A 17,614-nucleotide genomic window follows, 5' to 3' on the forward strand; every position below is an offset into this window, starting at 1 on the left:
TGTGCCGCGGGCGCGGGCCCTCGGCACCGAAGCCCCGGGCACGAGCAGTGGAGGGGACAGGACCATGCCGGCCGAAGAGAGCTCTGCCGCACGCGGCAGGGAGCGCTCACAGGCGACCACGGCGATCAGCCGGGCGCTCCATCCGCCCCTCCTCGCGGCCGGGGGCGTTCCCCTGCCGGACGGACTCGCCCTGCGCGTCCGGTCGGCTCCCGGCTCCCGGCGGCCCCCCGCGGCCCGCTCCAGGAGCACGGGCGGCCCCCGCACCCCGCGCGGCGGCGGTGTGCGGCGGTTCTACGAGCAGGCACGCCGGGCCTGGGACCGCCCACTGACCGCGTACTACCTGATCCTGGGTGCCGGGCTGCTCATCACCGTGCTCGGGCTCGTCATGGTCTACTCCGCCTCGATGATCAAGGCGCTGGAACTCGACAAACCGGGCACCTACTTCTTCCGCAAGCAGTTCCTGGCCGCCGTCATCGGGGCCGGACTGATGGCGATCGCCGCCCGGATGCCGGTGAAACTGCACCGCGCGCTGTCCTACCCGCTGCTGATGGGCGCCGTCTTCCTGATGGTGCTGGTCCAGGTGCCGGGGATAGGGATGTCGGTCAACGGCAACCGCAACTGGCTCTACCTGGGCGGCCCCTTCCAGCTCCAGCCCAGCGAGTTCGGCAAGCTCGCCCTCGTCCTGTGGGGGGCCGACCTGCTCGCCCGCAAACAGGACAAGCGTCTGCTGAACCAGTGGAAGCACATGCTCGTGCCGCTCGTCCCGGTCGCCTTCATGGTGCTCGGGCTGATCATGCTCGGCGGTGACATGGGCACTGCGATCATTCTCACGGCGATCCTGTTCGGGCTGCTCTGGCTGGCCGGGGCTCCCACCCGGCTGTTCGCCGGAGTACTCGCCGTCGCCGGCCTGATCGGCTTCGTACTGATCAAGACCAGTCCGAACCGGATGGCCAGGCTCGACTGCATGGGCGCCAGCGAACCCGGACCTGGCGGCTCGTGCTGGCAGGCCGTACACGGTATCTACGCTCTGGCATCCGGCGGCTGGTTCGGATCCGGGCTCGGTGCGAGTGTGGAAAAATGGGGTCAACTCCCTGAACCGCACACCGACTTCATCTTCGCCATCACGGGGGAGGAACTGGGGCTGGCGGGGACGCTGTCGGTACTCGCCCTCTTCGCGGCTCTAGGCTATGCGGGTATCCGCGTGGCCGGACGCACGGAGGACCCCTTCGTGAGGTATGCCGCGGGAGGTGTGACCACCTGGATCACGGCTCAGGCCGTGATCAACATCGGTGCGGTGCTCGGTCTCCTTCCGATCGCCGGTGTCCCGCTCCCGCTGTTCTCCTACGGAGGGTCGGCCCTGCTGCCGACCATGTTCGCTGTCGGGCTGCTGATCGCGTTCGCGCGAGCGGATCCCGCCGCGAAGGCGGCCCTGGCCATGCGGAGGCCCGGGGTGAGATGGAAGACGATGAGACGGCGCATCAAGAAGCGTCCGTCCGGAGAGCGGTGAATTTCGGTGCATGTCGTACTCGCCGGTGGGGGGACCGCCGGCCACATCGAGCCCGCGCTTGCCCTCGCGGACGCCCTGCGCAGGCAGGACCCGAGCGTGGGAATCACCGCTCTCGGCACGGAGCGCGGACTTGAGACAAAACTGGTACCCGAGCGGGGGTACGAACTCGCCCTGATCCCGGCCGTGCCGCTGCCGCGCAAGCCCACCCCCGAACTCATCACCGTCCCGGGGCGGCTGCGCGGCACCATCAAGGCCGCCGAGCAGATCCTGGAACGCACCAGGGCGGACTGCGTGGTCGGATTCGGCGGCTACGTGGCGCTGCCCGGCTACCTCGCCGCCAAACGCGCCGGAGTGCCGATCGTGGTGCACGAGGCCAACGCCCGGCCGGGCCTGGCCAACAAGATCGGTTCGCGGTACGCGCACGGGGTCGCCGTCTCCACCCCCGACAGCAAGCTGCGCGGTGCCCGCTACATCGGCATCCCGCTGCGCCGCACCATCGCCACCCTGGACCGGGCCCGGGTCCGCCCGGAGGCGCGTGCCGCCTTCGGGCTCGACCCCAACCTGCCGACGCTGCTGGTCTCCGGCGGCTCGCAGGGCGCCCGGCACCTCAATGAGGTGGTCCAGCGGGTCGCCCCGCTGATGCAGCGCTCCGGCATCCAGATCCTGCACGTGGTCGGTCCGAAGAACGAAATGCCGCGCGTGGACAACATGCCCGGTATGCCGCCCTATATCCCGGTACCGTACGTGGACCGGATGGACCTCGCGTACGCCGCGGCCGACATGATGCTCTGCCGCGCGGGCGCGATGACCGTCGCTGAACTCTCCGCCGTCGGGCTTCCCGCCGCCTACGTCCCGTTGCCGATCGGCAACGGCGAACAGCGGCTCAACGCCCAGCCGGTGGTCAACGCCGGCGGCGGTCTGCTGGTGGACGACGCGGCACTCACCCCCGAGTGGGTCCAGGGCAACGTCCTTCCGGTGCTGTCGGATCCGCACCGACTGTACGAAATGTCCCGCGCTGCCGCCGAGTTCGGCCGCCGGGACGCCGACGACCTGCTGGTCGGCATGGTGTACGAGGCGATTGCCGCACGCCGAGGCGCGTGAGGCGGACGGGTCCGGGGGCGGCGCCCCCGGACCCGGCGTAAGGAGCGAGCGTGGCCGGACCGACGACCGCCAAGCGCGGTGCAGCGCACCAGGAGGACACCCCGGAGGGGCCGCCGCGCCCGGACGCCCGGGGGCGCCGGATGTCCCGGCGGAGCCTGCTGATCGTGATCGCCGCGGCCGTGCTGGTGCTCGGATCCGGCGTGGTGTGGGTGCTCTACGGCTCGTCCTGGCTCCGGACCGAACAGGTCCGGATCACCGGTGTCGACGTACTGTCACCTGCCGAGGTGGAGGCCGCCGCGGCGGTGCCGATGGGTGCTCCACTGATTTCCGTGGACACGGATTCCATCGCGGACCGGTTGCGCCAGAAGTTGCCTCGTATCGACTCGGTGGATGTCGTACGGTCATGGCCGCACGGCATCGGACTTAAGGTGACCGAACGAAAGCCGGTTCTGTTGGTGAAAAAGGGCGCAAAGTTCATTGAAGTGGACGCCAAGGGCGTGCGCTTCGCCACGGTGGACAAGGCGCCCCGGCGGGTACCTCTGCTGGAATTGACCACTGGTCACTCCGCGAGTCTGCGCCGCTTCGGCAGCGACCGGCTGGTGCGGGAAGCGGTCCGGGTCGCCGGCGGCCTCCCGGAGGGCGTCGCCAGGGACACCAAGGTCGTGCGGGTCACCTCGTACGATTCGGTTTCCCTGGAACTCACCCGGGACCGTGAGGTGATCTGGGGGAGTGGTGAAGAAGGTGCGGTGAAGGCGAAAGTCCTCACCGCGCTCATGAAAGCCGCTCCCAAAGCGGGACACTTCGACGTGAGTGCACCCACCGCTCCTGCGGTGTCGGGCAGTTGACGCGCATTCGGCCTGGCCAGCACCCTGGTTGGTCAGCGCTACGGGTGATCACATAGGGTGAAAAGAAAAACGGGAGGTTCGGCGTGTTCGTTGAACGTGCGCCACTTGTCGACTTAGTGTCCTGTTCGGAAGAGTCCATGAAGCAGACACACTGGTAACCCTAAACTTCAACGTTAGGGTTTGGGTCGGCGTTCGGACCGTCCCAATCGGCATCCGTCGTCGCGGCGGGACTACCGCCAAGCGACGACACGTAACTCGAGGCGAGAGGCCTTCGACGTGGCAGCACCGCAGAACTACCTCGCAGTCATCAAGGTCATCGGTGTCGGCGGCGGTGGTGTCAATGCCATCAACCGAATGATCGAGGTCGGTCTCAAGGGCGTCGAGTTCATCGCGATCAACACTGATGCGCAAGCCCTGTTGATGAGCGACGCCGACGTCAAGCTCGACGTCGGCCGTGAACTCACCCGTGGCCTCGGCGCCGGGGCGAACCCGGCCGTCGGTCGCAAGGCGGCAGAGGACCACCGTGAAGAGATCGAGGAGGTCCTCAAGGGGGCCGACATGGTCTTCGTCACCGCAGGCGAAGGCGGCGGCACCGGCACCGGTGGCGCCCCCGTCGTCGCCAATATCGCGCGCTCGCTCGGCGCCCTGACGATCGGCGTGGTCACCCGCCCGTTCACCTTCGAGGGCAGGCGTCGCGCCAACCAGGCGGAGGACGGCATCGCCGAACTCCGCGAAGAGGTCGACACCCTCATCGTCATTCCCAACGACCGACTGCTGTCCATCTCGGACCGCCAGGTCAGCGTGCTCGACGCGTTCAAGTCGGCCGACCAGGTGCTGCTCTCGGGTGTCCAGGGCATCACCGACCTCATCACCACCCCGGGGCTGATCAACCTCGACTTCGCCGACGTCAAGTCGGTCATGTCCGAGGCCGGATCGGCACTCATGGGCATCGGCTCGGCGCGCGGCGACGACCGTGCGGTGGCAGCGGCCGAGATGGCGATCTCCTCGCCGCTCCTGGAGGCGTCCATCGACGGCGCCCGCGGTGTCCTGCTCTCCATCTCCGGCGGCAGCGACCTCGGTCTCTTCGAGATCAACGAGGCCGCCCAGCTGGTGAGCGAGGCGGCGCACCCCGAGGCGAACATCATCTTCGGTGCGGTCATCGACGACGCACTGGGCGACGAGGTGCGGGTCACCGTGATCGCCGCGGGCTTCGACGGCGGACAGCCGCCGACCCGTCGCGAGAACGTCCTGGGCGCGAACTCCACCAAGCGTGAGGAGTCGGCTCCGCCGGTCCGGGCCGCCGAGCCCGTGCGCCAGACGAGCGGACTGGGCTCCGTGTCCCCGCGCGAGGAGACCCCGGTCCAGAGCGATCCGGTGCCGGTGGCCCATGAGAGCCACCTTCCGCCGGTCGCTCCGCCGCACGTCCCGCCGGCCCGTCCCTACCAGGACTCCCAGGCGGAAGAGCTGGATGTTCCGGACTTCTTGAAGTGATAGGTCCGCAACACGCAGTGAACTCGAAGGATTCAGTTTCTTCAGGGGGCGGCGCCCACTTCTCCTTCACCGACAGGTGGGGCGGAGTGAGCGCCGCCCCGTATGCGGAGCTCAACCTCGGCGGCGCGGTCGGAGACGACCCTGCCGCCGTTCTCGCCAACCGCGAGCGCGCCGCCCACAGCCGCGGTCTCGACCCGGCACGGGTCGTCTGGATGAACCAGGTCCACGGCCGGGACGTCGCCGTGGTCGACGGACCGTGGGGCGGCGCCCCCGGGATTCCCGCCGTGGACGCGGTGGTGACCGCGCGGCGCGGACTCCCGCTCGCCGTCCTCACCGCGGACTGCACCCCCGTACTCCTCGCCGACCCGGTCGCCGGGATCGTCGCGGCGGCACACGCGGGGCGTCCCGGTCTGGTCGCCGGAGTCGTGCCCGCCGCGATCGGGGCCATGGTCCGGCTCGGCGCGGACGCCGCGCGGATCATCGCCCGCACCGGGCCGGCCGTCTGCGGACGGTGTTACGAGGTCCCGGCCGCCATGCGGGACGAGGTCGCCGCGAGCGTCCCCGCCTCCTGGTCGGAGACCAGCTGGGGGACCCCGGCCGTGGACGTCACGGCCGGAGTCCATGCCCAGCTCGATGCCCTCGGAGTCACCGACCGGCACATGTCGCCCGTCTGCACTCTCGAATCGGGCGACCATTTCTCGTACCGACGCGACCGCACCACGGGGCGGCTCGCCGGATATGTCTGGTTGGACTGATAGGGCATGACGGACCGTAAGACACAACTCGCAGCAAACCTCGCACAGGTGGAGGAACGCATCGCTTCCGCCTGCGCCGCCGCCGGCCGCGAGCGGGAAGAGGTGACCCTCATCGTGGTCACCAAGACCTACCCCGCGAGCGATGTGCGGATTCTGTACGAACTCGGCGTGCGCCATGTCGCGGAGAATCGCGACCAGGACGCGGCCCCCAAGGCCGCCGCATGTGCTGATCTGTCCCTCACATGGCATTTTGTCGGTCAATTGCAGACGAATAAGGTTCGTTCTGTGGTGAGTTATGCCGATGTCGTGCAGTCGGTGGACCGTGCCAAGCTGGTGACGTCACTCTCCGCGGCGACCGCGCGTGACGGCCGTGACGGGCGTGAACTCGGGTGTCTCATCCAGGTCGCGCTCGACGCGGAGAGCGGTGAACGGGGGGAGCGGGGCGGCGTCGCGCCCGACGGGATCGAGGAGTTGGCCGCCGCGGTCGAATCCGCCCCGGGGCTGCGGCTGACCGGCCTGATGACCGTCGCGCCGCTCGCCGGGCCGTTCGCCGGCAGGCAACGGGCGGCGTTCGACCGGCTGATGGAAATCTCATCCCGGCTGCGCGGGAACCATCCGGCTGCGAACATGGTCTCCGCAGGGATGAGTGCGGACCTCGAGGACGCGGTTGCGGCCGGAGCGACACATGTGCGCGTCGGTACTGCGGTACTCGGAGTCCGACCCGGGCTCGGGTAACGTCGCCAAGCAAGTCGGACCACAGCAGAAAATATGGTCATTACCGCCCACGGCGGATAGGCCACAGTGGATCGCGGGCACTTGGTGACAGATGCCGATCCACCACAGAGCGGAGGACTCAGAGCATGGCCGGCGCGATGCGCAAGATGGCGGTCTACCTCGGCCTCGTGGAGGACGATGGGTACGACGGTCCGGGGTTCGACCCCGACGACGAATTCGAACCCGAGCCGGAACCCGAGCGGGACCGGCGCCGGCACCAGCCAGCGCATCAGGTGGAGCGGGAACGGGACGAACCGGTACGAGCGGTGCAGCCTCCGGCGCAGCGGGAGCCGGTTCAGATCCCGGTCGAGCGAGAGCGACCCGCCCGAATCGCCCCCGTGGCATCCATCACACCTGAACGCTCGAACTTGGAGAAGAACGCACCGGTGATCATGCCCAAGGTTGTGTCCGAGCGGGAGCCCTACCGCATCACCACGCTGCACCCCAGGACCTACAACGAGGCCCGTACCATCGGGGAACACTTCCGTGAGGGCACTCCGGTGATCATGAATCTCACGGAGATGGACGACACGGACGCGAAGCGACTTGTCGACTTTGCCGCGGGACTCGTCTTCGGTCTTCATGGCAGCATTGAGCGAGTGACGCAGAAGGTCTTTCTGTTGTCGCCTGCTAACGTCGATGTCACGGCGGAGGACAAGGCCCGCATCGCAGAGGGCGGATTCTTCAACCAGAGCTGAGAACACGACACCGGGAACAACCCGGCCGAGAGGCCGGAGCTACGAGAGCCAGGGGAGAGGGAAGCGCGAGGATGGGCGTCGCTCAAAGTGTTGTCTACATCGCGTTGATGTGTTTCCTCATCGTGCTGATCTTCCGGCTTGTCATGGACTACGTCTTTCAGTTCGCACGTTCATGGCAGCCGGGCAAGCCGATGGTGATCGTTCTTGAGGCCACCTACACGATCACCGATCCACCGCTCAAGCTCCTGCGGCGGTTCATCCCGCCGCTGCGTCTCGGGGGCGTGGCACTCGACCTGTCCTTCTTCGTTCTGATGATCATCGTTTCCATCCTGATCAGCGTCGTGATCAGGTTGTGAGCGATACGGTCTTGCCGACTGCCGACGACTACGTAGAGGTGAAGAAGAGATGCCGCTGACCCCCGAGGACGTGCGGAACAAGCAGTTCACGACGGTCCGCCTCCGAGAAGGCTATGACGAGGACGAGGTTGATGCCTTCCTCGACGAGGTCGAATCGGAGCTGACCCGCCTGCTCCGTGAGAACGAGGACCTGCGCGCCAAGCTGGCCGCCGCCACGCGTGCCGCCGCGCAGAACCAGCAGCAGCAAGGTATGCGCAAGCCGGAGCAGCAGGACCGGCCCGGCGCACCGGTGCCGGCCGCCATATCTGGTCCGCCGGTCCAGCAGCAGCAGCCCCCGCAGATGGGTCCGCCCCAGCTGCCTGGTGGCGCTCCGCAGCTGCCCGCCGGTCCCAGCGGTCACGGGCCCCAGGGCCCGCACGGCCCCGGTCCGCAGGGCCCGCACGGCCCCGGCCCGATGCAGGGCGGTCCCATGGGTGGCCCGATGGGCGGCCCCATGGGCGGTCACAACCCCCAGCAGCAGCAGATGCAGCAGATGCAGCAGCAGCAGCAACAGCAGCCGCCGCAGATGCAGCAGCAGGGCCCCGGCGGCGACAGCGCCGCGCGTGTCCTCTCCCTGGCGCAGCAGACCGCCGACCAGGCGATCGCGGAGGCCCGTTCCGAGGCCAACAAGATCGTCGGCGAGGCGCGCAGCCGTGCCGAGGGCCTGGAGCGCGACGCGCGTGCCAAGGCGGACGCCCTGGAGCGGGACGCGCAGGAGAAGCACCGCGTGGCGATGGGCTCCCTGGAGTCGGCCCGCGCGACGCTGGAGCGCAAGGTCGAGGACCTGCGTGGCTTCGAGCGCGAGTACCGGACGCGTCTGAAGTCCTACCTGGAGAGCCAGCTGCGTCAGCTGGAGACCCAGGCGGACGACTCGCTCGCTCCGCCGCGGACCCCGGCGACCGCTTCGCTGCCGCCGTCGCCCTCGCTGGCTCCGGCCGGTGCGGGTGCCATGGGCCACACCATGGGCGGCAACCACGGCGGTCACGGCAACCCGCAGATGGGCGGCAACCCGTCCATGGGCGGTGCGCCCTCGTACGGTGGCCAGCAGCAGATGTCCCCGGCGATGACCCAGCCGATGGCACCGGTACGGCCGCAGGCGCCGCAGCCGATGCAGCAGGCGCCTTCGCCGATGCGCGGGTTCCTGATCGACGAGGACGACAACTGAGCGGCTGTCGCGCGGTGAGCGCGTAGCCGTCGGCAGGCTGAGGGCCGGGCCCCGGGGTTTTCCCCGGGGCCCGGCCCTTTGCCGTGGCGGCGGCCACCGGGGTCCCTCGGGGGGGCTCCGCCCCCGGACCCCCGCTCCTCAATCGCCGGAGGGGCTTGAGGTGGCTCGGCAATCGACGCAGGGGTGATGTGGCTCGGTGATGGGGGAACAGCGAAGGGCCCGGCCGGATGTGCTCCGGCCGGGCCCTTCAGGCGCTGTGGGTTACCGCTCCGTCTTGCGGAGGCGGAACGTCAGGGACAGGCCCTCGTCCTCGAACGGCTCGCCGTACGCCGCGTCCGCCTCGCCCTGTGCGTAGTCCAGGGCCAGGACCTCGTCCGCGATCAGGGACGCGTGCTCGGTCAGGGCCTCGGCCGTCGCGGGCGACGTGGACGTCCAGCGGACGGCGATCCGGTCCGCCACGTCCAGGCCGCTGTTCTTGCGGGCCTCCTGGATGAGGCGGATGGCGTCACGGGCCAGGCCCGCACGCCGCAGCTCCGGAGTGATCTCCAGGTCCAGGGCGACCGTGGCGCCCGAGTCGGACGCGACCGACCAGCCCTCGCGCGGGGTCTCCGTGATGATGACCTCGTCCGGGGCCAGCGACACCGTCTCGCCGTCGACCTCGACCGATGCCGTGCCCTCGCGCAGGGCCAGCGACAGCGCGGCGGCGTCGGCGTTCGCGACGGCCTTGGCCACCGCCTGGACGCCCTTGCCGAACCGCTTGCCCAGCGCCCGGAAGTTCGCCTTCGCCGTCGTGTCGACCAGCGAACCGCCGACCTCGGAGAGGGACGCCACCGAGGAGACGTTCAGCTCCTCGGTGATCTGGGCGTGCAGCGCGGGGGAGAGGCTCTCGAAGCCCGAGGCCGCGACCAGGGCCCGGGACAGCGGCTGCCGGGTCTTGACGCCCGACTCGGCGCGGGTGGCCCGGCCCAGCTCGACCAGCCGGCGCACCAGCGCCATCTGCGTCGAGAGCGCGGGATCGATGGCCGCCAGGTCCGCCTTCGGCCAGTCGGCGAGGTGGACCGACTCCGGGGCGTCCGGGGCGACCGGCACGATCAGGTCCTGCCAGACCCGCTCGGTGATGAACGGCGTCATCGGCGCCATCAGCCGGGTGACCGTCTCGATGACCTCGTGCAGGGTGCGCAGCGCAGCCTTGTCGCCCTGCCAGAAGCGGCGGCGGGAGCGGCGCACGTACCAGTTGGACAGGTCGTCGACGAACCCCGAGAGCAGCTTGCCGGCGCGCTGGGTGTCGTAGTTCTCCAGCGCCTGGGTGACCTGGTCGGTCAGGGCGTTCAGCTCGCTCAGCAGCCAGCGGTCCAGGACCGTGCGGTCGGCCGGGGCCGGATCGGCCGCGGACGGCGCCCAGTTCGACGTACGCGCGTACAGCGCCTGGAAGGCGACCGTGTTCCAGTACGTCAGGAGCGTCTTGCGGACGACCTCCTGGATCGTGCCGTGGCCGACGCGCCGCGCCGCCCACGGGGAGCCGCCGGCCGCCATGAACCAGCGCACGGCGTCGGCGCCGTGCTGGTCCATCAGCGGGACCGGTTCGAGGGTGTTGCCCAGGTGCTTGGACATCTTGCGGCCGTCCTCGGCGAGGATGTGGCCCAGGCAGACCACGTTCTCGTAGGACGACTTGTCGAAGACCAGGGTGCCGATCGCCATCAGCGTGTAGAACCACCCGCGCGTCTGGTCGATGGCCTCCGAGATGAACTGCGCCGGGTAACGGCTCTCGAAGATCTCCTTGTTCTTGTGCGGGTAGCCCCACTGAGCGAACGGCATCGAGCCCGAGTCGTACCAGGCGTCGATGACCTCGGGGACGCGGTACGCCTCCAGCTGGCAGCTCTCGTGCGAGCACGTGAACGTGATCTCGTCGATGAACGGCCGGTGCGGGTCGAGGCCGGAGAGGTCGCTGCCGGTCAGCTCGCTCAGCTCGGCGCGCGAACCGACGCAGGTGAGGTGGTCGTCCTCGCAGCGCCAGATCGGCAGCGGGGTGCCCCAGTAGCGGTTGCGGGACAGCGCCCAGTCGATGTTGTTGTTCAGCCAGTCGCCGTACCGGCCGTTCTTGACCGACTCGGGGAACCAGTTGGTCTTCTGGTTCTCCTCCAGGAGCCGGTCCTTGACGGCGGTCGTGCGGATGTACCAGGACGGCTGCGCGTAGTAGAGCAGCGCGGTGTGGCAGCGCCAGCAGTGCGGGTAGCTGTGCTCGTACGGGACGTGCCGGAAGAGCAGGCCGCGGTCCGCGAGGTCCGCGGTGAGCGCCTCGTCGGCCTTCTTGAAGAAGACGCCGCCGACCAGCGGCAGGTCCTCCTCGAAGGTGCCGTCGGGGCGGACCGGGTTCACCACCGGCAGCCCGTACGCCTTGCAGACCAGGAGGTCGTCGGCGCCGAAGGCGGGGGACTGGTGGACCAGACCCGTACCGTCCTCGGTCGTCACGTACTCGGCGTTGACGACGTAGTGGGCGGGCGCGGGGCTGTGTCCGTTGCTTCCCTCGCTGACGCTCGGAAAGTCGACGAGGGCGAACGGGCGATCGTACGTCCAGCGCTCCATCTCGCGGCCGGTGAACGACCGGCCGGTCACCTCCCAGCCCTCGCCCAGTGCCTTCTCGACGAGCGGCCGGGCGACGACGAGCTTCTCCTCGCCGTTCGTCGCGACCACGTAGTCCACCTCGGGGTGCACGGCGACGGCGGTGTTGGAGACCAGGGTCCAGGGCGTCGTCGTCCAGACCAGGAGGGCGGCCTCGCCGGCCAGCGGGCCGGAGGTGAGCGGGAAGCGCACGAAGACCGACGGGTCGACGACCGTCTCGTACCCCTGAGCCAGTTCGTGGTCCGAGAGGCCGGTACCGCAGCGCGGGCACCAGGGGGCGACGCGGTGGTCCTGGACCAGCAGGTCCTTGTTGAAGATCTCCTTCAGCGACCACCACACCGACTCGACGTACTCGGGGTCCATCGTGCGGTACGCGTCGTCGAGGTCGACCCAGTAGCCCATCCGGGTCGTGAGCTCGGTGAAGGCGTCGGTGTACCGGGTCACCGACTCCCGGCACTTGGCGTTGAACTCGGCGATGCCGTACGCCTCGATGTCCTTCTTGCCGTTGAAGCCCAGCTCCTTCTCGACCGCGAGCTCGACCGGCAGACCGTGGCAGTCCCAGCCGGCCTTGCGGCCGACGTGGTAACCCTGCATGGTGCGGAAGCGCGGGAAGACGTCCTTGAAGACGCGGGCCTCGATGTGGTGGGCGCCCGGCATTCCGTTGGCGGTCGGCGGGCCCTCGTAGAAGACCCACTCGGGGCGGCCCTCGGACTGCTCCAGGGTCTTGGTGAAGACCTTGCTCTCGCGCCAGAAGTCGAGCACTGCGTGCTCCAGAGCGGGCAGGTCGACCTGGGCGGGTACCTGGCGGTACTGCGGCGATGTCATGTGCGGCTTCCTCCGGCGGACGTATTCCACTTCCGTCGGAGGGACGAGAACCGGTCGGGCTCCCGCGGTACCACCCTCCTTGGCCCCGGGCGTGCGCCCGCGGCCCCCTCATTGGGGTGCGAAGCCGGTTCTACTCGCCTTGCGCCCGTGGGCCGGGCCCACGGTCCAAAGCTTTCCTCCGGCGGCTCCGGGTGATCTTCACGACGCGCTCGCCCCCGGGCTCCCACCGTCCCCGGGTCGCTCCTGGCTGCGTACGACGCTACTCGTCCCATCCACGCCTCTCGCTGCCGTCAGTGTACGGGCCCAGGGGTGTGACGGCCGACCGGTTCAACAACGGGCCCCGGCGTGACCCGAATGGCCAGACCCGGCGTACGGAGTCCTGGTGGGGCCCGGCGGGGGAGCGGAAGGCGGATTACCGGGCGGGGAGCTGGGCACAACGGATTCAGGCGCGCTGTGATCCGGACACGAGGAGGGGCGATTCGGCGGCGTGCCCCGTTGCCGCGGGGCTGGGGTCGACTTATCGTCCCAGCACGACTCGCGAGCAAGATCACAATGCGTGAAGGGGCCGCGGCCATGGTGGCGAAGAAGACCGCCGTAAAGAAGACGGCGTCGGCGCGATCCACGGGCGAGGCCGCCGAGGACAACGCGACGCAGAAGGCTGCCGAGAAGGCGGCGCCCAGGAAAACGGCGACCAAGAAGGCGGCGGCGAAGAAGGCCGCGCCGAGGAAGAGTGCGGCCGGGAAGTCCACGGCCCAGAAGGCTTCGAAGAAGGCCGCCGCGGCGGCCACGGGGGCGGCCGAGGCCGCCGAGCAGACGGGAGCCCACACGGTGGCAGCCAAGAAGAGCGCGGCCAGGACCCGGACCGCCGGCCGGAGCGCGGCCCCCGTGCCCCCGGCCCGCGCCGCCGCGACCACGCCTGGGGAACTGGCCGTACGGCCGGGCGAGGACCCCTGGACGGCGGAGGAGGTCGCGGCCGCCAGGTCCGAGCTGACCGGCGAGATCACGCGGCTGCGCGACGAGCTGGAGGCCTCGGGCCTGGCCCTGGCCGGGCTGATGCGGGACTCCGGCGACGGGGCGGGTGACGACGAGGCGGACACCGGCACCAAGAACATCACCCGCGAGCACGAGATGTCGCTCGCCGCCAACGCCCAGGAGATGCTGGAACAGACCGAGCGCGCGCTCACCCGCCTCGACGCGGGGACGTACGGGCTCTGCGAGATCTGCGGCAATCCGATCGGAAAGGCGCGGATGCAGGCGTTCCCCCGGGCCACCCTGTGTGTCGAGGACAAGCAGAAGCAGGAGCGACGCGGCTAGGGTCTGTCCGCCGTGTGTCGTACGCTCGTCCTCAGTCGGGAACTAGGTTGAGGGACTCACGTGGCAGAGGCGGAGAGCATCATCGGTACGCCGGACATCCCTGAGGCTGAGGGAGACGAAGGCACCGAGCCGGAGCAGAGCGACGGGGCCGGGGCATCGGACGGGCAGGCGGCGGACAGCGCCGCGGCCGAGGACGGCGAGGCGGCGGTCGACCGTTCGCCGGCCACGCGCCGGCGCCGGATCATCCTGCTCTTCTGCGTCGCCGTCCTCGCCTACCTGCTCGACCTGGGCAGCAAGATGCTCGTGGTGGCGAAGCTGGAGCACCAGGAGCCGATCGAGATCTTCGGCAGCTGGCTCAGGCTCGACGCGATCCGCAACGCCGGAGCCGCGTTCGGTATCGGCGAGGCCTTCACGATCATCTTCACGATCATCGCGGCGACCGTCATCGTGGTGATCGCACGGCTCGCGCGCAAGCTCTACAGCCTGCCGTGGGCCATCGCCCTGGGCTTGCTGCTCGGCGGTGCGCTGGGCAACCTCACCGACCGCATCTTCCGGGCGCCGGGCGTCATGGAGGGCGCGGTGGTCGACTTCATCGCCCCCGCCCACTTCGCCGTCTTCAACCTGGCCGACTCCTCGATCGTCTGCGGCGGCATCCTGATCGTGATCCTCTCCTTCAAGGGCCTGGACCCCGACGGCACCGTGCACAAGGATTAGGACGCGGCACAAGGATTAGGACGCGCAAGGCATACTCGACAGGTGAGTACGCATCCCGATATCCGAACCCTGCCCGTACCCGATGGCCTGGAAGGCGAGCGTGTCGACGCCGCCATTTCCCGCATGTTCGGTTTCTCCCGCACCAAGGCCGCAGAGCTGGCCGCCGCCGGGAAGGTACAGGTGGACGGTTCGGTGGCCGGGAAGTCCGAACGGGTGCACGGCGGCGCCTGGCTGGAAGTGGAGATGCCGCAGGCTCCCGCACCGGTGCAGATCGTCGCCGAGCCCGTCGAGGGCATGGAGATCGTCCACGACGACGAGGACATCGTCGTGATCATGAAGCCGGTCGGCGTCGCCGCGCATCCGAGCCCCGGCTGGACCGGCACCACCGTCATCGGCGGCCTCGCCGCCGCCGGGTACCGGATCTCCACCTCGGGCGCCGCCGAGCGCCAGGGCATCGTGCACCGGCTCGACGTCGGCACCTCGGGGCTGATGGTCGTCGCCAAGTCCGAGCGCGCCTACACCCTGCTGAAGGCCCAGTTCCGGGACCGGGTCGTCGACAAGAAGTACCACGCGCTGGTCCAGGGCCACCCGGACCCGATGAGCGGCACCATCGACGCCCCCATCGGCCGCCACCCCACCCACGACTACAAGTGGGCGGTCGTCGCCGAGGGCAAGCCGTCGGTCACGCACTACGACCTGATCGAGGCGTACCGCGCCGCCAGCCTCCTGGACATCAAGCTGGAGACCGGCCGCACGCATCAGATCCGGGTGCACATGTCCGCCCACCGCCACCCCTGCGTCGGCGACCTGACCTATGGCGCCGACCCGACGATGGCCAAGCGGCTGGGCCTGACCCGGCAGTGGCTGCACGCCGTCCGGCTCGGCTTCGAGCACCCCTCGGACGGCCGCTGGGTGGAGTTCTCCAGCACCTACCCGGACGACCTCCAGCAGGCCCTGGACCGGATCGCGGCGGAGAGCGAATGACCGGCACGCCCCTCTCGTACACCACCCGCACCGCCGCCGGGGAGCAGGACCGCGCCGCCTGCTTCCAGGTCCGCAAGGACGTCTTCGTCGGTGAGCAGAACGTGCCCGAGGAGATCGAGTACGACGCCTACGACGCGGACGCCGTGCACGTCATCGCCGTCGCGGCGGACGGCACGGCGCTCGGCACCGGACGGCTGCTGCACGGCCCGGTCGCGGTGGCGAAGACCGGCGGTGACCTCACGGTCGGCTCGCTCGGCCGGCTCGCGGTGACCAGCGGGGCGCGCGGCCTCGGGGTCGGCGCGGCGCTGGTGCGGGCCATCGAGGACGCGGGCCGTGACCTCGGCCTCGCCGCCGTCGACCTGCACGCCCAGACGCACGCGCTCGGCTTCTACGAACGGCTCGGCTACGAGGCCTACGGGCCCGAGTTCCCGGACGCGGGCATCCCGCACCGGGCGATGCGCCGCGCGCTGAACGGCTGAGACCTCCGGCGGCCGGCCCCGGGTCAGCCCGGCAGGCCCCATTTCGTCCACACCCCGTTCGACGGCACATCGCGCGGCGGGCGGCCGCGGCCGTCCCGTACCTCGACCGGGCCCCGGACCGAGGGGTCCAGGGTCAGCGGGGTGCCCGCCTCGCTGTGGACCCGTACCCAGCGCGTGACACCGTCCGACCGGTCGGCGTCCACGAGGAAGGCCCCCGGCGGAATGATCGGCCAGGAGGGCTGTGCGGCGGGGGTGTTGCCGGTTTCGCGTGACGTGCGTGGCAGGCTTGAATCCCGGATCGGCCGATCACCGAGGCCGGCTCGCCGCGCTCCGGAAGGCACCTCGTGGACCAAATGGCCCTGTTGCTCCTGCTGTTGCTGGGGGCGGTGGTCACCGTCCCGCTGGGGGACCGGCTCGGGCTCCCCGCGCCGGTGCTGATGACGCTCGTGGGCGTCGGGATGGCCTTCCTCAGCTTCGTGCCGAATGTGGACATCCCGCCTGAGATCATCCTTCCCGCGCTGCTTCCGCCGCTGCTCTACGCCTCCGTGCAGCGCACCTCCTGGCGGCAGTTCGCCGCCAATAAACGACCGATCTTCCTGCTGGCCGTGGCGCTGGTCTTCCTGACGACGGCGGCCGTGGCCGCGGTGGCGAACGCCATCGTCCCCGGGCTGCCCATCGCCGCCGCCGTCGCGCTCGGCGCGCTCGTCGCACCGCCCGACCCGGTCGCGGCGACCGCCGTCGCGGGTTCGGTCGGACTGCCCCGCAGGCTCGTCTCCATCCTGGAGGGCGAGGGGCTGTTCAACGACGTGACCGCGATCGTGCTCTACCACGTGGCGATCGCGGCCGCGGTGAGCGGCACCTTCTCGCTGCCGGAGGCGTTCGGGCTGCTGATCCTGTCCGCGGTCGTCGCCGTGGCGGTGGGCGTCGCGCTCGGCTGGCTCACCATCAAGCTCATGGGGCTGCTCGGCGATGCCACGCTCCAGGTCGGGCTCACCCTGCTGGTGCCGTTCGTCAGCTATGTGCTCGCCGAGGAGCTGATGGGCTCGGGCGTCCTCGCCGTCCTCACCACCGCGCTCTTCCTCGCCGAGCACACCGCCGACGCCGACGACGTCCTGGGCCGGCTCACCGGCCGCACCTTCTGGGAGATCGTCGACACCCTCGTCACCGGGGTCGCCTTCGGGCTGATCGGCCTCGAACTGCACAACGTCTTCGGGACCGCCGACGGGCGCGAACTGGAGATGGCCGGCTGGGCCCTGGCCGTCGTCGCGGTCGTCGTCGGCGTCCGGCTGCTCTATCTGCTGCCCGCGACCTGGCTCGCCAAGCGGCTGCACACCCGCCGCGACGTCAGCGAGGAGATCCCCACCGGCTGGCGGGAGACCGTCGTCATGTGGTGGGCCGGGATGCGCGGGGTGGCGTCGGTCGCGCTGGCCCTCGCGATCCCGCTGAAGACGGACGACGGAAAGCCCTTCCCGGGCCGTGACGAGATCGTCTTCATCGCCTTCGCCGTGATCATGGTCACCCTGGTCCTCCAGGGCCTGACCCTGCCGTGGCTGGTGCGCAAGCTGCGGGTCAGGGCGGACACCGACGCCGAGGAGGCACTGGAGAAGGACCTCGCGATCCGGGCCGCCAGGGCCGCCAGACAGCGGCTCAAGGAGATCCAGGAGGTCGAGGAGTTTCCCGAGGACGTCGTGGAGCGCCTCCAGCGGCTGGCCTACGACGTGGGCGCGCGGATCAGCCCCGACATGGTCGACGACGAGCGGCGCGAGGCGTACGCGAAGCGCGCCGAGCGGTTCAAGGAGATCAGCCGCATCCAGCGCGAGATGCTGTCGGCCGCCCGCCACGCGGTGCTCTCCGCGCGCAGCGAGGCCGGGGCCGACCCCGAGATCGTCGACCGGGTGCTGCGGCAGCTGGACGTACGCAGCCTGCGCTGACCCGGTCCCGGGGCGGG

The 17,614-nt window shown here is 70.0% G+C and carries 16 protein-coding genes; 14 read left to right on the forward strand and 2 right to left on the reverse strand.

What is annotated here, in order from left to right; translation table 11 throughout:
* The first annotated feature begins 64 nt into the window (after positions 1-64).
* The 9 genes from ftsW (at position 65) to AB0I52_RS18240 (ending at position 8,731) form a co-directional block, all read left to right on the forward strand.
* Complete coding sequence (gene ftsW, locus AB0I52_RS18200) at positions 65-1,507, forward strand: putative lipid II flippase FtsW (protein WP_363073686.1); 1,443 nt, start codon at positions 65-67, stop codon at positions 1,505-1,507.
* A gap of 6 nt (positions 1,508-1,513) precedes the next feature.
* Positions 1,514-2,608 carry an undecaprenyldiphospho-muramoylpentapeptide beta-N-acetylglucosaminyltransferase gene (gene murG, locus AB0I52_RS18205; protein WP_362953603.1) on the forward strand — a complete coding sequence of 365 codons (1,095 nt, stop codon included), beginning with the start codon at positions 1,514-1,516 and terminating at the stop codon, positions 2,606-2,608.
* A gap of 50 nt (positions 2,609-2,658) precedes the next feature.
* Complete coding sequence (locus tag AB0I52_RS18210) at positions 2,659-3,453, forward strand: FtsQ-type POTRA domain-containing protein (protein ID WP_363073689.1); 795 nt, start codon at positions 2,659-2,661, stop codon at positions 3,451-3,453.
* Positions 3,454-3,729: 276 nt separating this feature from the next.
* Positions 3,730-4,944, forward strand: coding sequence for a cell division protein FtsZ (gene ftsZ, locus AB0I52_RS18215; RefSeq protein WP_363073691.1), 1,215 nt, complete (start codon positions 3,730-3,732; stop codon positions 4,942-4,944).
* The gene (gene pgeF, locus AB0I52_RS18220) at positions 4,941-5,699 is read left to right on the forward strand and encodes a peptidoglycan editing factor PgeF (protein WP_363073693.1); all 759 of its coding nucleotides are present in this window, start codon (positions 4,941-4,943) and stop codon (positions 5,697-5,699) included. Before ftsZ ends, pgeF begins: the two co-directional genes overlap by 4 nt.
* A 6-nt stretch (positions 5,700-5,705) precedes the next feature.
* Positions 5,706-6,434: a YggS family pyridoxal phosphate-dependent enzyme gene (locus AB0I52_RS18225; protein WP_363073695.1), complete on the forward strand. Its 729-nt coding sequence runs from the start codon at positions 5,706-5,708 to the stop codon at positions 6,432-6,434.
* Positions 6,435-6,559: 125 nt separating this feature from the next.
* Positions 6,560-7,171 (forward strand): cell division protein SepF, encoded by a 612-nt coding sequence (gene sepF, locus AB0I52_RS18230; protein ID WP_363073697.1) that lies wholly within the window; start codon positions 6,560-6,562, stop codon positions 7,169-7,171.
* A 71-nt stretch (positions 7,172-7,242) separates the two neighbouring features.
* Positions 7,243-7,527, forward strand: coding sequence for a YggT family protein (locus tag AB0I52_RS18235; protein ID WP_145763008.1), 285 nt, complete (start codon positions 7,243-7,245; stop codon positions 7,525-7,527).
* Positions 7,528-7,576: 49 nt separating this feature from the next.
* On the forward strand, positions 7,577-8,731 hold the full coding sequence (locus AB0I52_RS18240) for a DivIVA domain-containing protein (protein WP_363073699.1): 1,155 nt from the start codon (positions 7,577-7,579) through the stop codon (positions 8,729-8,731).
* A 261-nt stretch (positions 8,732-8,992) separates the two neighbouring features.
* Here the strand turns inward: AB0I52_RS18240 and ileS are convergent, their stop codons facing one another.
* A complete protein-coding gene (gene ileS, locus AB0I52_RS18245) occupies positions 8,993-12,175 on the reverse strand; it encodes an isoleucine--tRNA ligase (RefSeq protein ID WP_363073701.1) in 3,183 nt (1,060 codons plus the stop codon).
* Positions 12,176-12,748: 573 nt separating this feature from the next.
* On the opposite strand from ileS, the gene AB0I52_RS18250 reads away from it, so the two are divergent.
* From AB0I52_RS18250 to AB0I52_RS18265, 4 genes are read left to right on the forward strand one after another with little or no spacing between them, the layout of a single operon-like run.
* Complete coding sequence (locus tag AB0I52_RS18250) at positions 12,749-13,489, forward strand: TraR/DksA C4-type zinc finger protein (RefSeq protein WP_363073703.1); 741 nt, start codon at positions 12,749-12,751, stop codon at positions 13,487-13,489.
* 60 nt (positions 13,490-13,549) lie between these two features.
* Entirely contained in the window at positions 13,550-14,203 is a 654-nt protein-coding gene (lspA, locus tag AB0I52_RS18255; protein WP_363073705.1) for a signal peptidase II, read from the forward strand.
* Between the two features lie 42 nt (positions 14,204-14,245).
* Positions 14,246-15,187 (forward strand): RluA family pseudouridine synthase, encoded by a 942-nt coding sequence (locus AB0I52_RS18260; protein ID WP_363073707.1) that lies wholly within the window; start codon positions 14,246-14,248, stop codon positions 15,185-15,187.
* Positions 15,184-15,666 (forward strand): GNAT family N-acetyltransferase, encoded by a 483-nt coding sequence (locus AB0I52_RS18265; RefSeq protein ID WP_363073709.1) that lies wholly within the window; start codon positions 15,184-15,186, stop codon positions 15,664-15,666. Before AB0I52_RS18260 ends, AB0I52_RS18265 begins: the two co-directional genes overlap by 4 nt.
* A 23-nt stretch (positions 15,667-15,689) precedes the next feature.
* Here AB0I52_RS18265 and AB0I52_RS18270 read toward each other — a convergent pair whose 3' ends face one another.
* Positions 15,690-15,869 carry a hypothetical protein gene (locus AB0I52_RS18270; RefSeq protein ID WP_363073711.1) on the reverse strand — a complete coding sequence of 60 codons (180 nt, stop codon included), beginning with the start codon at positions 15,867-15,869 and terminating at the stop codon, positions 15,690-15,692.
* 141 nt (positions 15,870-16,010) lie between these two features.
* Between AB0I52_RS18270 and AB0I52_RS18275 the strand changes: the two genes are divergently transcribed.
* Entirely contained in the window at positions 16,011-17,597 is a 1,587-nt protein-coding gene (locus AB0I52_RS18275) for a Na+/H+ antiporter (protein ID WP_363073713.1), read from the forward strand.
* Positions 17,598-17,614 lie beyond the last annotated feature (17 nt).

The organism is Streptomyces sp. NPDC050423 (genome assembly GCF_040655445.1).
GTDB lineage: Bacteria > Actinomycetota > Actinomycetes > Streptomycetales > Streptomycetaceae > Streptomyces.